General features: G+C 75.6%; 14 protein-coding genes. 8 read left to right on the top strand and 6 right to left on the bottom strand.

Annotation, left to right across the window (positions count from 1 at the left end; translation table 11 throughout):
- The first annotated feature begins 107 nt into the window (after window positions 1-107).
- Window positions 108-716: a phosphoesterase PA-phosphatase gene (locus OG989_RS25445; RefSeq protein WP_151453145.1), complete on the top strand. Its 609-nt coding sequence runs from the start codon at window positions 108-110 to the stop codon at window positions 714-716.
- A gap of 18 nt (window positions 717-734) precedes the next feature.
- Here OG989_RS25445 and OG989_RS25440 read toward each other — a convergent pair whose 3' ends face one another.
- Window positions 735-1,139, bottom strand: a complete 405-nt coding sequence (locus OG989_RS25440; protein WP_327028712.1) for a helix-turn-helix domain-containing protein — start codon at window positions 1,137-1,139, stop codon at window positions 735-737.
- 439 nt (window positions 1,140-1,578) lie between these two features.
- Window positions 1,579-2,643, bottom strand: a complete 1,065-nt coding sequence (locus tag OG989_RS25435; RefSeq protein WP_151453147.1) for a LacI family DNA-binding transcriptional regulator — start codon at window positions 2,641-2,643, stop codon at window positions 1,579-1,581.
- A 294-nt stretch (window positions 2,644-2,937) separates the two neighbouring features.
- On the opposite strand from OG989_RS25435, the gene OG989_RS25430 reads away from it, so the two are divergent.
- From OG989_RS25430 to OG989_RS25405, 6 genes are all read left to right on the top strand, one after another.
- A complete protein-coding gene (locus OG989_RS25430) occupies window positions 2,938-4,089 on the top strand; it encodes a Gfo/Idh/MocA family protein (RefSeq protein WP_327028711.1) in 1,152 nt (383 codons plus the stop codon).
- A 114-nt stretch (window positions 4,090-4,203) separates the two neighbouring features.
- Complete coding sequence (locus OG989_RS25425) at window positions 4,204-5,358, top strand: dihydrodipicolinate synthase family protein (protein ID WP_151453149.1); 1,155 nt, start codon at window positions 4,204-4,206, stop codon at window positions 5,356-5,358.
- A 124-nt stretch (window positions 5,359-5,482) separates the two neighbouring features.
- The gene (locus OG989_RS25420; RefSeq protein WP_327031233.1) at window positions 5,483-6,280 is read left to right on the top strand and encodes a sugar phosphate isomerase/epimerase family protein; all 798 of its coding nucleotides are present in this window, start codon (window positions 5,483-5,485) and stop codon (window positions 6,278-6,280) included.
- A 54-nt stretch (window positions 6,281-6,334) separates the two neighbouring features.
- Entirely contained in the window at window positions 6,335-6,778 is a 444-nt protein-coding gene (locus tag OG989_RS25415) for a hypothetical protein (protein WP_327028710.1), read from the top strand.
- Between the two features lie 205 nt (window positions 6,779-6,983).
- Entirely contained in the window at window positions 6,984-8,369 is a 1,386-nt protein-coding gene (locus OG989_RS25410) for an FAD-binding oxidoreductase (protein WP_151453151.1), read from the top strand.
- Window positions 8,366-9,526 carry a (Fe-S)-binding protein gene (locus OG989_RS25405; protein ID WP_327028709.1) on the top strand — a complete coding sequence of 387 codons (1,161 nt, stop codon included), beginning with the start codon at window positions 8,366-8,368 and terminating at the stop codon, window positions 9,524-9,526. Before OG989_RS25410 ends, OG989_RS25405 begins: the two co-directional genes overlap by 4 nt.
- A gap of 51 nt (window positions 9,527-9,577) precedes the next feature.
- Here OG989_RS25405 and OG989_RS25400 read toward each other — a convergent pair whose 3' ends face one another.
- The 3 genes from OG989_RS25400 to OG989_RS25390 are packed head-to-tail and all read right to left on the bottom strand — an operon-like array spanning window position 9,578 to window position 13,052.
- The gene (locus tag OG989_RS25400; protein ID WP_327028708.1) at window positions 9,578-11,854 is read right to left on the bottom strand and encodes an ABC transporter permease; all 2,277 of its coding nucleotides are present in this window, start codon (window positions 11,852-11,854) and stop codon (window positions 9,578-9,580) included.
- Window positions 11,851-12,531: an ABC transporter ATP-binding protein gene (locus OG989_RS25395; protein WP_327028707.1), complete on the bottom strand. Its 681-nt coding sequence runs from the start codon at window positions 12,529-12,531 to the stop codon at window positions 11,851-11,853. Before OG989_RS25395 ends, OG989_RS25400 begins: the two co-directional genes overlap by 4 nt.
- The gene (locus tag OG989_RS25390; RefSeq protein ID WP_151453153.1) at window positions 12,528-13,052 is read right to left on the bottom strand and encodes a PadR family transcriptional regulator; all 525 of its coding nucleotides are present in this window, start codon (window positions 13,050-13,052) and stop codon (window positions 12,528-12,530) included. Before OG989_RS25390 ends, OG989_RS25395 begins: the two co-directional genes overlap by 4 nt.
- A gap of 80 nt (window positions 13,053-13,132) precedes the next feature.
- Between OG989_RS25390 and OG989_RS25385 the strand changes: the two genes are divergently transcribed.
- Window positions 13,133-13,708: a GNAT family N-acetyltransferase gene (locus tag OG989_RS25385; RefSeq protein WP_327028706.1), complete on the top strand. Its 576-nt coding sequence runs from the start codon at window positions 13,133-13,135 to the stop codon at window positions 13,706-13,708.
- Here the strand turns inward: OG989_RS25385 and OG989_RS25380 are convergent.
- Window positions 13,679-14,266, bottom strand: coding sequence for a TOPRIM nucleotidyl transferase/hydrolase domain-containing protein (locus tag OG989_RS25380; protein WP_151453155.1), 588 nt, complete (start codon window positions 14,264-14,266; stop codon window positions 13,679-13,681). The two genes, OG989_RS25385 and OG989_RS25380, sit on opposite strands and share 30 nt — an antisense overlap.
- Window positions 14,267-14,282 lie beyond the last annotated feature (16 nt).

The following is a 14,282-nucleotide window of genomic DNA, read 5'->3' as shown; positions in this document are numbered from 1 at the left end:
GCAGCATAGCCAAGCGCGACGACACTGTGACGCCCGAGCGGGGCGGAACGTGACAGCTCACGCCCGCGGTGCGCCCGCCGCCCGGGGCGGTCGGCAGAATGTGGACCGTGCACGACGTCATCGACCGCCCCGACCGCATCAGCAGGCTGCTCGCCCGCGCCGCCACCGAGGTCTTCGCCCCGGCGCTGCTGGCCGCGCTGATGCCCGTCGTCGTGGGCCTGCACGCCGCGTCGCCCGTCGAGGTGGGCCTCGCCTGGGCCCTGGTCGGCTCCCTGTTCTGCTCGATCATCCCCAACAGCCTGATCTGGTGGGGCGTACGCCGGGGCCGGCTGACCGACCACCACATCAGGCGACGGGAACAGCGCCGGCGGCCACTGGCGTACGGGCTGCTGTCCGTGCTGGTGGGCCTCGCCGTGATGATCGGGTTCGGCGCCCCGCGCCCCGTCCTGGCGATGGTCGTCGTCATGTTCGCCCTCGGCCTCGCCGTGACCGTGGTCAACCTGGCGTGGAAGCTCAGCATCCACGCGGCCGTGGCGGCCGGCGCGGCGGCCGTGCTCGTGATCGAGTTCGGACCGGCGCTGCTCGCCTCGGCGCCCGTGGTGGCGCTGGTCGGCTGGTCGCGGGTACGCCTGCGCGACCACACCGTCGGTCAGGTGGCCGCCGGCACCGTCGTGGGGACGCTCATCGCCGCCCCCACGTTCCTGCTGCTGCGGTGAACGGAGGCGGGAGCCCGCTCACGTCCGGCCGCGCCCCGAGGTCTTGTTGCGTGCCTCCAGCGCCGCGACCTGCTCCACGATGGCGCGTAGGCTCGCCCTGGGCGCCCCCGGCGGCATCCGGCGGGCCAGGACGGTGATCGTCTCCAGGTCGGGGTCGCCCTCGCCGTCTGCGGCCACGGTGTCGAAGAAATAGCCCGGGGGCACCCGGAAGAAGTTGGCGAGCTGCTGGATCGCCGACCGGGTGGGATTGTCCCGCTCGCCGCTCAGCAGGTAGTTGACGTAGCTCGTCGAGAGCCCCGTGGCCCTGGCGACCTCCTCTGGCGAGAAGGGCCTGTCGCTGCCGGGCCGGCGATGCGTCTCGAACAGGTGCCGCAGCCGGTCGGCGAAGGACGTCGATCCGCTGGCCTCGCCGCCGTCGGCCATGACACCCCTCCCGATCCGACCCGAGGACGCCCACCATAGTGGTTGGGCCGGGCTGCGCCGCCACAATGGTTGCGGGCCGTGGCGGACCGTGCTTGACTGACCACGCCGACCACTGTTGTGGCAGTGACACCGTAGCGGACAACCATAGTGTGTTCCAGGACACCCGCACCAGCGTGTGTCGACTCCGCGTCGGCGCGTCGGCCGACGACCGCCAGGCGCGGCACAGGGGGGACGGAAACGGGGGATGCGCAAGCCGCTCAGGGCGCGCACCGCACCGCACGCCGAGAAGCAGCCGGCAGGGGGGACCGCAGCCGGTACGGCCGCGCGCATCTGGGGGGCCGTCCTCCGCGCGACCTGGCGCCAGGTGGCCCCGGGCGCCATGCCCGGGGCCACCGACGACGGTGTCCACGTGGCCGGCCGTCCCGGTGACCGGAGGGTCTCAGCCGGCTGACGCGCCCGATCCCGCCGCCCGTGGGCGGACCGGGGTGACCTCGGGGGCCGGCCCGGTGCTGTCCCGGCGCACCACCTCGGCGGGCAGCACCTCGACGCGGGGCGCCGCGGCCCCCGGGTCGAGTGCCAGCGACATCGCTCGGGCCCCCATCTCGACCAGGGGCAGCCGGACGGTGGTCAGCGCCGGGGTGACGTCCCGGGCGATCGGCATGTCGTCGAAGCCGATGACCGACATCTGCCGGGGCACCGCCACCGACCGGGAGCGCAGCAGCGCCAGCGCGCCGATCGCCATCGAGTCGTTGAGCGCCACGACGGCGGTCAGCTCGGGGTCGGCGTCGAGCAGCGCGGCCGTGGCGGCGACGCCGCCGTCGCGGTCGAACTCGGCGTGCCGGACGCGGTGCTCGGGCAGGCTCAGCCCGTGCGCGGCGAGGGACTCCCGCAGGCCGGTGAGCCGGTCGGTGGTGGTGGTGAGCACGGCCGGCCCGGCTACCACCCCGATCGCCCGGTGGCCGAGTTCGTAGAGCTCCTCGCCGATCAACCGGCCGCCGGCGCGGTTGTCCGGCATCACCGCGTCGCCGGAGTGCTCGTGCCGGCCGATGACCGCGACCCGTCCGCCGGTCGCCTCGTACGCGGCGAGCTTCTCGTTGAGCAGCCGGGTGAAGGTGGCGTCGTGGTAGCCCGAGCCGGCCAGGATGATCGCGGCGACCTGCTGGCCGCGCAGCAGCTCGACGTACTCCAGCTCGCGGTCCGGGTCGCGGTAGCTGTTGCAGATCATCAGCAGCCGGCCCTGGTCGGTGGCGACCCGTTGCAGGCCACGGGTGATCTCGGCGAAGTACGGGTCGGAGACGTCGTGCACGATGACGCCCACCGCCACGCGGTGCGAGCGGGCCAGCAGTTGAGCGTGCGCGTTCGGCACGTACTGGAGTTCGGCGACGGCGCGCAGCACGCGCTCGCGGAGCTCCTCGGTGACGGGCTTGCTGCTGCCGTTGATCACCCGGGAGGCGGTCGCGGGCGAGACCCCCGCCCGCCGGGCCACGTCGGACAGGGTCGCCACTGCCGCCCCCTCGGTCGTTTCTCGACGGCCGCGCCCCGGTGCCGGCCATCCGTCACCGTACCGCAGCGAAAGCGCTTCCCCGCCCCGGCGCCCGCCCGCGTGGCCCGGCGGGCGGCGCAGGCCGCGAGACGGGTCGGACAGCCCCTTGCCTGAGGAGGGAGGCGTTCCCTACGCTGCCCAGGAAAGCGCTTGCCTGAGAATCGCCGCCGGGGGCCTCCCGGCGGCGGCGCAGGCGTGGAACAGGTCGCCCGCCGCCGGTCCCGGTCGGAGGCGCCCGCGGAGGGAAGGAACACCATGACCCGCAGGTCGATAGGCATCATCGTCAACGGCGTCACCGGCCGGATGGGCTACCGGCAGCACCTGGTGCGCTCCCTGCTCGCCATCCGCGAGCAGGGCGGCGTGCCCCTGGCCGACGGCACGTCGATCTGGCCCGAGCCCGTCCTGGTCGGGCGCAGCGAGACCAAGCTCCGCGAGATCGCCGAGCGGCACGGGCTGACCGACTGGACCACCGACCTGAGCGCGGCGCTGGCCCGCGACGACGTCGAGATCTACTTCGACGCCCAGGTCACCCAGCAGCGGGAGAAGGCGATCCGCCGGGCGCTGGACGCCGGCAAACACATCTACACCGAGAAGCCGCTGGCTGAGGACACTGAGGGCGCCCTCGACCTGGCCCGGGCGGCGCGCGCCGCCGGCGTGCGTACCGGGGTGGTGCAGGACAAGCTCTTCCTGCCCGGGCTGCGCAAGCTCAAGCGGCTCATCGACGGCGGCTTCTTCGGCCGGATCCTGTCGGTGCGCGGGGAGTTCGGCTACTGGGTGTTCGAGGGCGACTGGCAGCCGGCCCAGCGCCCGTCCTGGAACTACCGCAGCGAGGACGGCGGCGGCATCGTCGTGGACATGTTCCCGCACTGGCAGTACGTGCTGGAGGAGCTCTTCGGCCGGGTGCGTACCGTTTCCTGCGTCACCGCCACGCACGTGCCGCAGCGGGTCGACGAGGCGGGCCGCACCTACCCGGCTACCGCCGACGACGCCGCGTACGGCATCTTCGAGCTCGACGGCGGCGTGGTCGCGCAGCTCAACTCCTCGTGGTGCATCCGGGTGCACCGCGACGAGCTGGTCGAGTTCCAGGTCGACGGCACCGAGGGCAGCGCCGTGGCCGGGCTGCGCAGCTGCCGGGTGCAGCACCGGGCGGTCACCCCGAAGCCGGTGTGGAACCCCGACCTGCCGGTCACCGAGCCCTTCCGGTCGCAGTGGACGGAGGTGCCGGACAACGAGGAGTTCGACAACGGCTTCAAGGTGCAGTGGGAGGCGTTCCTGCGGCACGTCGTCGCCAACGAGCCGTTCCCGTGGGACTTCCTGGCCGGCGCGCGCGGCGTGCAGCTCGCCGAGCTGGGCCTGCGGTCGGCGCGTGAGGGCGCCCGCCTGGACATCCCGGAGCTGGACCTGTGAGCGCGAGGAGTGAGCCGGGGTCGCGAGCCCCGCAGTCGCGAACGGAGGTGGCGCTGTGAGCGCGAGGAGTGAGCCGGGTCTGCGAGCCCCGCAGTCGCGAACGGAGGTGGCGCTGTGAGCGGGGCCGACGTGGTGCTGCCCGGCGGGCGGCGGTACCGGCTGACCGGAGGCGAAGGCTTCCCGCGCCCCGCCGGGCCGCCGAGCAGCCGGATCGCGTACGCCGCCGCGCACGTGGTGGCCGATCCGACGGCCGAGAACGTCCCCGGCGCCCCGGCCGTGCTGGACTGGGACCGCACCCTGGCCTTCCGGCACCACCTGTGGTCGTACGGCTTCGGGGTGGCCGAGGCGATGGACACCGCGCAGCGCGGCATGGGCCTGGACTATCCGGCCACCCGCGAGCTGATCCGGCGCAGCGCCGCCGAGGCCCGCGCGGTCGGCGGGCGGATCGTCGCCGGGGTCGGCACGGACCAGCTCCCGCCCGGCCCGGCCACCCTGGCCGAGGTCGCCCGCGCCTACCGCGAGCAGCTCGACGACGTGCGGGCCGCCGGGGCCCGCCCGGTGCTGATGTGCAGCCGCCACCTGGCCGCCGCCGCCCGCAACCCGGAGGACTACCTGCGGGTGTACGACGAGCTGCTCTCCGTCGCCGACGAGCCGGTGGTGCTGCACTGGCTCGGCCCGATGTTCGATCCGGCGCTCGCGGGCTACTGGGGGTCGGCCGATCTCGACGAGGCCGCCGACGCCGTGGTCGAGCTGATCAAGGCCCACGACGCCCGGGTGGACGGGATCAAGGTCTCCCTGCTGGACGCCGACCGCGAGGTGGCGTTGCGCCGCCGGCTGCCCGCCGGGGTACGCCTCTACACGGGCGACGACTTCCACTACCCGGAGCTGATCCGGGGCGATGCGAGCGGCTACTCCGACGCGCTGCTCGGGGTGTTCGCCGCGATCGCACCGGCCGCCGCCGCGGCGTTCGCCGCACTGGACCGGGGGGAGCTGGCGACGTACGACCGGATCTTCGCGCCGACCGTGCCCCTGGCCCGGCACATCTTCGCGGCCCCCACCTGGCACTACAAGACGGGCATCGTCTTCCTGGCCTGGCTGACCGGGCACCAGGACCACTTCACGATGGTCGGCGGGGCGCAGTCCGGCCGCTCGCCGGAGCACCTGGCCACCCTGCTCACCCTCGCCGACGCCGCCGGGCTGCTGCCCGACGCGGACCTGGCGGCCGCCCGCGCCCGGGCGCTGTTCACAGTGGCGGGGGTTGACCAGTGAGCGCGAGGAGTGAGCCGGGTTTGCGAGCCCCGCAGTCGCAGACCGGAGGTGGCCCTGTGAGCGCGAGGAGTGAGCCGGGTTTGCGAGCCCCGCAGTCGCGAACGGAGGTGACGCAGTGAGTGGGCTGGAACGGTTCTCGTTCAACCAGGCCACGTCGCAGCACTGGCCGTTGCCCGAGGTGGTCGACGGCTGCGTCGCGGCCGGCGTGCCGGGGATCGGGCTCTGGCGGGAGCCGGTGGCCGAGTACGGGTTGGCCCGCGCCGCGAAGCTGGTCCGCGACGCCGGCCTCGAGGTCACGTCCCTGTGCCGGGGCGGCTTCTTCACCGCCGACGGCTGGCGGGAGGAGAACCTGCGCGCCATCGAGGAGGCCGCCACCCTCGGCACCTCGGTCCTGGTGCTGGTCTCCGGCGGGCTGCCGGTGGGCAGCCGGGACATCGACGGCGCCCGCCGGCAGGTCGCCGACTCCATCGCCGAGCTGGCCCCGCACGCCGCCGCAGCCGGGGTGACGCTGGCGATCGAGCCGCTGCACCCGATGTTCAGCGCCGACCGCTGCGTGGTGTCCACCCTCGGCCAGGCGCTCGACATCGCCGAGCGGTTCGACCCGGGCGTGGTCGGGGTCGTCGTCGACGCGTACCACGTGTGGTGGGACGACACGGTGTACGCGCAGATCGCCCGGGCGGGGGCGCGGATCGCCGCGTTCCAGGTGTGCGACTGGATCACCCCGCTGCCCGAGGGGGTGCTGCTCGGCCGGGCCCTGCCCGGTGACGGCTGCATCGAGCTGCGCCGGCTGCGGGAGGCCGTGGACGAGGCCGGCTACACCGGGCCGGTCGAGGTGGAGGTCTTCTCGGCCGAGGTGTGGGCCCGGCCCGGCCGGGAGGTCCTCGACGCGTCGGTCGCGGGTTACCTGCGCCACGTCGCCTGACGACGGGTCCCGGCCGGTCGGGCGGCCGGCCGGGACCCGGGCGAGGATGAGGGGGTGACCGACCGACGGGTGCACCTCGACGACCTCGGCGCGTGGCTGATCAAGGGCAACGCGGACCGGGTCGACCTGGCCGGCCGCTTCGCCCGTGATCCGCGGGTGACGGCCTGGTGCGTACGCCCCGGCTACCGGGCCCGGCTGATGCGTCCCGGTCAGCCGGTGGTCCTCTGGGCCAGTGGCAGCCGCGGCCGGCTCGCGTACGGCGTCTGGGGCGTGGGGTTGGTGGCCGCCGCCGCCGTGCCGGGGGAGCCGGGCGCGGCCTGGACGGTGCCGTTGGACCTGACGGTCCTCGCCGAGGCGCACCGGTTGCCCCGGGAGTCCTTCCGGGGCGACGCGCGGCTGGCCGGCGCGGAGGTGCTCCGGCAGCCGCAGGGGGCCAATCCGTCCTTCCTCACGGTGGCCGAGTTCGCCGCGCTGCGCGAGCACCTGCCGCCGCGCTGACGGCCAGGTCCCGGCCGGCTCGATCCGGACCGTCGGCGCCGGGTGCGCAGCGGGCGGCGAGTGCGGTGACCCGGACGTGGGCCGGGCGGCCCGCCGTCTTCACCCAGCCCCTCCGGCTCTCTATGATCGGTGAAAACTGTCGCCAGACAGCCGGTCGCGAGCCGGCAAAAAGCTACAGGCGCGACCGGCGCCGGGAAGGGTGGGCATGGCGCTGTCCGCGACCGTCCTCGCCGAGCTGCGCGGGATCGTCGGTCCGTCGCACGTGCACGACGCGGCCGGCGACCTCGTGGCGTACGCGCGGGACGCGACGCCGCTGTTCTCGCACCGGCCGGACGCGGTGGTCTTCCCGGCCGACACCGCCGAGGTCGCCGCGGTGCTGGCACTCGCCACCCGGCACCGGGTGCCCGTGGTGCCCCGCGGCGCGGGCTCCAACCTGTGCGCCGCCACCGTGCCGCTGCGCGGCGGGATCGTGCTGGTGCTGACCCGGCTCAACGCCATCCTGGAGGTCAGCGGGGACGAGCTGCTCGCCCGGACGCAACCGGGCGCGACCAGCGCCGCCCTCGCCGACGCCGCCGCCGCACAGGGCCTGCTCTGGGCGCCCGACCCCGGCAGCCGGACCGTCGCCACGGTCGGCGGCACCATCGCCACCTGCGCGGGCGGGCTGCGCGGCCTGAAGTACGGCGTGACCCGCAACTACGTGCTGGGCCTGGAGGCGGTGCTGCCCACCGGCGAGGTGATCCGCACCGGCGGCCGGCTGTGGAAGGACGTCGCCGGCTACGACCTGACCCGGCTGCTCACCGGCTCCGAGGGCACCCTCGCCGTGATCACCGAGGCGACCGTGGCGCTGCTGCCCGCACCGGCGTCGGCGAACACCGGGGTCGCGTACTTCCCGACGCTGGCCGACGCGGGGGAGGCGGTCGCCCGGGTGATCCGGGCCGGGGTGGTGCCGGCGACGCTGGAGTTCCTCGATCGGGCCTGCATCGACGCCGTGGAGGACTTCGCCCACCTGGGGCTGCGTACCGACGCCGGCGCCCTGCTGCTCTTCGGCGACGACGGCCCGCCCGACCTCGTCGCCGCCCACCTGGACCGGATAGGCGCCGCCTGCGTCGAGGCCGGCGCGGTGGAGGTCACCACGGCCCGCGAGGTCGCCCAGGCCGAGGCGCTGCTGGCCGCCCGGCGCTGCGCGCTGCCGGCGCTGTCCCGCCGGGGCGGGGTGACCATCCTGGAGGACGCGACCGTGCCCCGGCCGCGCATCGCCGAGATGGTCGACCGGATCGACGCCATCGCCGCCCGGCACGACGTCGCCATCGCCACCTTCGGCCACGCCGGCGACGGCAACCTGCACCCCACCTGCGTGCTCGACTCGGCCGAGGACCACGACGCGGTACGCCGGGCAGAGGCGGCCTTCGCCGACGTCTTCGCCGCCGCCATCGACCTCGGCGGCACGATCACCGGCGAGCACGGGGTGGGGGCGGCGAAACTGCCGTTCCTCGCCGCCCGCCTCGGCGAGGACCAGCTCGCCCTGCTGCGCCGGATCAAGAGCGCCTTCGACCCGGCGGGCATCCTCAACCCCGGAAAGCTGGGATCATGACCGGCGACGTGTTCGACCCGGAGCAGCTGTCCCGCTGCATCTCCTGCGGGTTCTGTCTGCCGGCCTGCCCGACGTACGCGATGACCGGCGACGAGGCGTCCTCGCCGCGCGGCCGGATCACGCTGATGCGGGCGTTGCAGGACGGCACCCTGCCCCCGGACGACGGCACCCTCGCCGAGGAGTCCTCGTTCTGCCTGGGCTGCCGGGCCTGCGAGCCGGTCTGCCCGGCCGGGGTGGAGTACGGCAGCCTGCTGGAGCAGTGGCGGGTGCACCAGTGGCGGGGCTGGCGGCGACCGCTTGTGGCCCGGGCGCTGATGCTGCTGGTCGAGCAGCGGTGGCTGCTGCGGCTGTCCGGCCTCGTCCGCCGCGCCGCCCGCGGCCGCGCCGTCACCCCGGCCCCGCCCCCGTCGGCCCCGGCCGCGTCGGCCCTGAGCGCGCCGGCCTCGGGTGCGGCACCCGCGCCGGCGGCGGCCCCCGGATCCGCCGCCGCAGGCGGGGCGGGCGCGCAGCTCATGCTGGGCTGCGTCGAGCGGGGCCTCTACCCGGCGGTCAGCCGGGCGGCGCGCGCGCTCGCCCCCGAGCTGGCCGTCCCCACCGCGCAGGGCTGCTGCGGCGCGCTGCACGCGCACAACGGCGACCTGGCCGGGGGCGAGCGGCTGGCCGAGCGGCTCGGCGCGGACCTGCCGGGCACCATCGTCACCACCTCCGGCGGCTGCGCCGCGCACCTCGCCTCCGTGCTCGGCCGGGACCGGGTGCGCGAGCTGTCCACCTGGCTCGCCGACCGGCCCGCCGGGGCGGAACTGCGGGTGGGCGGCCGACGCGCCCGGGTCACCCTCCAGGACTCCTGCCACCTGCGCAACGGCCTCGGCGTCTTCGCCGAGCCCCGGATGCTGCTGCGCCAGGTCGCCGACTACGTCGAGCTGCCCTCGGCGGCCGCCTGCTGTGGCGCCGCCGGCACGTACTCCCTGCTGCGGCCGAAGGACTCCAGGCGGATCCTGGACGCGAAGCTCGACGAGATCGAGGCCGCCGGCGTCGACCTGGTGGTGGCCGTCAACCCGGGCTGCCTGCGCCAGTTGCGCACGGGGCTGCGCCGGCGCCGGTCGGCCGTACGGGCCGTGCACCTCGCCGAGCTGCTCGCCCGCGTCGAGTCGCCGTAGCCGGCCGGCCGGCGCCGCCGCCGGGCGCACCGCGGTGCACCCGGCGGAGGATCACTCCGTGCGGATGCCGTCGGGTCGGGTGAGCCGCCACAGCACCGGCAGGCTGAGCCCGGTGACCAGCAGCACGACCGCCGCCCCGAGGCCGGTGGAGATGCCCAGCGCCGGCCAGGCGACCGTGACCGGCGTCTGCACCATGCGCAGCAGCACCGCGCCGAGGGCGAGGCCGAACACCACCGCCAGGGCGAGCCCGATCACCACCGGAACGGCGCTCTGCCACAGCACCGACCAGCTCAGCGTGGAGCGCCGGGTGCCCACCGCGACCAGCATCGCCAGCAGCCGGCGGCGCTCCCGCAGCTGCTCCAGCACGCCGACCAGCATGCTGGCCCCGATCAGCAGCAGGGTGACCACCGCGCCGACGTAGAGGCCGCGTTGGACGTTGACGAACTGGCTGGCCTGGCGGTTCTCGGTCAGCGTGAGCACCGAGGCGTACGGGTCGACGCCGGCGGCGGCGTTGCGGACGTGCTCCACCGCGTCCGGCTGGTCGGCCGCGAGCCGCAGGTACGCGTCCGCGCCCAGCGGGCCCAGCCGGGCGGCGTCGACCGCACCGGGGGTGACCAGCAGGCCGGCCTGCTGGTAGCCGGACGGGTCGGCGCGGACGGGGGCCTCCCGGGTGGTGCGGGGGACCTGCCAGGTCACCCCGTCGACGCCCGCGACCGCGACCGTCGCGCCCGGCCCGATGCCGGCCGGCTGGCCCTCGGAATCGCGGACCAGGAAAACGTCGCCGTCGGCGCACCGGTCGAGCCGGGCGAACTCGGCCAGCGCCGCGCAGTCGCCGATCCGCAGCGTGCCGTACCCCCCACTAGCCGCAGTGACCTGGGTGGTCAGGGTGGCGTGGCTGGCGGTGACCCCGGGCGCGTCGGCCAGGCGGTCCAGCCCCGCCGCCGTGTCCGACCGCGGGAAGAACTGCACCTGCACCTGGGCCCGGGAGGTGTCCTGGCCGGTGTCGAAGGTGAACCGGCCGGCGACACCGGCGAAGAGCATCTGCAATCCGATGGTGCCCGCCACGGCGACCGCGATGCCGTTGACCAGCCGCGCGGAGGCGGCGCTGTCGAGCTGGAGGCGGCGCACTGCGAGCTGCCACGCGACCGGGCCGCCGCGCAGCCGGCGTACGAGCAGGTCGGTGAGCCAGGGGAGCAGGGTGACCACGCCGGCCAGCAGGAGCACGGCGCCGGCGGCGGTCTGCCGCTCGCCGCCCAGCGGCGCGACCCCGGCCGCGCCGGCCAGCAGCAGCCCGAGCCCGGCGGCCGGCAGCAGCAGCCGCCACACCAGCCGCCGGCGCACCGGCGTGGCCCGCCGGGTCACCCCGAGCGGCTCGACCAGCACGGCGCGCATCGACACCAGCGTCACCACGACGGCGAGCGCCGGCACCGCCAGCGCGACGGCGGCCACCAGCGGCAGCGGCGGGCGCACGTCGGCGGCGTACACGCTGAGGTCCATGAGGGTGACCAGCGGCACCACCTGCCGGCCGAGCGCGAAGAGCACGCCGCCGGCCGCGACGCCGAGCAGGGCGCCGGCGGCGGCCTCCCCGGCGGCGATCCGGCGGACCATCGCGGCGTCGGCGCCGACCAGCCGCAGCGCGGCCAGCCGCCGGTCGCGCCGCTCACCGCCGAACCGCACGGCCGCGCCCAGGAACACGGCGATGGGTAGCAGGAGGACCACGAAGATGACGACCACCAGCACCACCAGCACCGGGTCGAAGGCCTCGCCGGGCAGCCCGCCGCCGAACGCGTCCAGCCGGGTCGCGTCGTCGGCGGCGAGGGTGTCGCTGCCCAGGTAGTAGGCCAGCTCGCGGGGACCGGCCAGCCCCTCGTCGGCGATGACGCCGGTGACCGTGGCCCCGCCGAGGCGGGGGGCGAACAGCGCGCCGTCGGCGGAGCCGAGCAGGTCGCGCAGGGCGGGGGAGACCAGCACCTCGCCAGCGCGGGGCAGCGCGGCCACCCCGGGCGGCGCCGGCGCGGCCGGCCCTTCGGGCCGCAGCACCCGGCCACGCACCGGTTGCCCCCGGAACTCGGTGTCGGTCTGGCGGATCAGCACGGTGTTCGCGGCGGCCGGGATCTTCTCGCCCATCCGCAGGTCGTCGCGGGCGTCGCCGCGCGCCTGCCGGGCGTCCAGCGCGCCGGGCACCGCGGCGGCGAGCAGCAGCATCGCCACCCCCACCCCGACGCCGACCGCCGTGAGCACCGCCCGCAGCCAGCCGTCCCGGCCGCCCGTGAACGCCATCCGCGCGCCCATGCTCAGGTCGGCCGCGCGGTCGCGCAGCCGCGTCACGCCGCGACCTCCAGGTCCCGGGTGCGGCCGTCGCGGACCACGATCTCCCGATCGGAGTACGCGGCGACCCGCGCCTCGTGCGTCACCAGCACCACGGCCGCCCCGGTGTCCCGGGCGGCGGCGGTGAGCAGCCGCATGACCCGCTCGCCGTTGAGCGAGTCGAGCGCGCCGGTCGGCTCGTCGGCGAAGACCACCCGTGGCCGGGTGACCAGTGCCCGGGCGACCGCCACCCGCTGCCCCTGCCCGCCCGAGACCTCGCCGGGCCGCTTGCCGGCCACCTCGGCGACCTCCAGGCGGTCCAGCCACTCGGCGGCCCGCCGCTCCGCCTCGCGCCGACCGACCCGGCCCAGCCGCAGTGGCAGCGCGACGTTCTCCAGGCAGGTCAGCTCCGGTACGAGCTGGCCGAACTGGAAGACGAAGCCGAACTCCTCGCGGCGCAGCGCGCTGCGCTCGGCGTCGCTCAGGGCGGCGAGGTCACGGCCGGCGTAGCGGACCCGGCCGGAGTCGGGCCGGGCGATGCCGGCGAGGCAGTGCAGCAGCGTGGACTTGCCGGAGCCCGAGGAGCCCATCACGGCCAGCACCTCGCCCGGGTGGACGCGCATGCTCGCCCCGGCGAGCGCCCGGGTCGGGCCGAACGAGCGGTGCAGGTCCTCGGCGAGCAGCAGCGGGGCGTTCACGACCGCACCGTCGCAGCCAGCTCGTCGAGGCGGGCGGCGGTCAGCTCCAGCCAGCGCAGGTCGGCCTCCAGGTGGAACAGCGCGTGGTCGCAGACCAGCTGCTCGGCGAGGTCGCCGTCGCGCTTGCGGCGGGTCAGCTCGCGCATCATCCGCAGGTGCTCGGCGCGCTGCACGTCGAGCACGTCGGCGGCGGGGCGGCCGGTCAGCAGGGCCAGCACCACCTTGGTGTAGAGGGTGCTCTGCAGGTACGGCTCGGGTTTCTCGGCCCGGGCCAGCCACTGCGCCACGTCCGTGACGCCCGCCTCGGTGATCGCGTACCGCTTGCGTTCCGGGCCCTCGCCGGGCTCCACCGCCTCCACCTCGACGAGGCCGCCGCGCAGCAGCCGGGACAGGGTGGCGTAGACCTGCCCGTACGCGAGCGGGCGGGCGTGACCGAAGCGCTCGTCGTAGAGGCGTTTGATGTCGTAACCGTGGCGGGGGGTGGCCTCGAGGAGGCCCAGGAAGGTCTGTCCGATCGACATGCCGGCGACTATACACACCGCGTATACCCGGAGTGTATAGCGGTACATTGCCCGCTCAACCGTCTGCATCGGAGGTCACCGTGTTCGCCCTGTCCCTGACCGAGGACGTGGAACTGCGTCCCCTGGAGCCCTGGCGGGCCGAGGAGTTCCTCGCCCACCTCGACCGGGCCCGTACGCACATCGCGCCCTGGGTGTCGCCCTCGTTCCTGGTCGACGACCTGGCCGGTGCCCGGGCCGTGCTTCAGCGCTACGCGGACCTGTGGGCGCGCGACGCCGGCGGCATCTGGGGCATCTGGCGGCGAGGCACCCTGGTCGGCGGGGTCATGTTCGTCTCGTTCGACGTGGCGTCGGGCGGCTGCGAGGCGGGCTGCTGGCTGGAGCCCGCCGGCGAGGGACACGGGCTGGTCAGCCGGGCGGTCGGCCGGCTCGTCGACTGGGCGGTACGGGAACGCGGCATCCACCGCGTCGAGTGGCGCACCAAGCCGGACAACACCCGCAGCATCGCCACCGCCCGGCGGCTCGGCATGCGTCACGACGGGACGCTGCGCCAGGTCTATCCAGGGCCGGCCGGGCGGATCGACATCGAGGTGTGGTCGGTGCTGGCGCCCGAGTGGCGCGGCTTCCGGTCAGACGCCGGCGAGCACCGCGTCGAGTGAGCGGGGCACCCGGTCCGGCTCCAACGCCTGCACCAGCAGCCGCGCGTACGCGCTCTTGCGGCCGGACCGGGTGCCGAGGAACCGGCGCAACTGCGCCTCGACGGCCCGACCCCGCTGCGCCGGCTGCCGCTGGAACAGGTCGAACGAGCGCAGCTCGCCCTCGGCGGCGAGCACCGCCCGCACCCCGGCGACGCCGACCGCCCGGATCAGTTCGTCCTCCAGGTCGGCCACGCAGACGTGGAACCCGAGGGCCGTCAGGTCGGCCCGGGACAGGTCGACGCCGAAGCCGCAGCGTTCCAGCCCGCGCCGGAAGTAGCCCTCCTCGGCCTCGTCGTAGAGGCCCGCCAACCGCAGGCCGCGTCCCGCCGGGCCGAGCTGGTCGAGGAAGTGGCCGACGTTCGTCGCGCCGCCCATGGCCACCACCCGTACGCCCTCGGCGCCGAGGTCCCGGCCGCGGCGCGCGGCGAGGGTCTCCAGGGCGACCCGGTCGCTCGGCCCCTCGACGAGCACCACCGTCCGCGCGTCGGTCCCGGGCGCCAGGTCACCGATGCTCCGCACTCCGCCTCCCCGTCCC

The sequence above is a fragment of the Micromonospora sp. NBC_01740 genome (assembly GCF_035920365.1).
In the GTDB taxonomy this organism is placed as follows: Bacteria; Actinomycetota; Actinomycetes; order Mycobacteriales; family Micromonosporaceae; genus Micromonospora; species Micromonospora reichwaldensis.
This window is presented reverse-complemented; position numbering and strand designations above follow the sequence as displayed.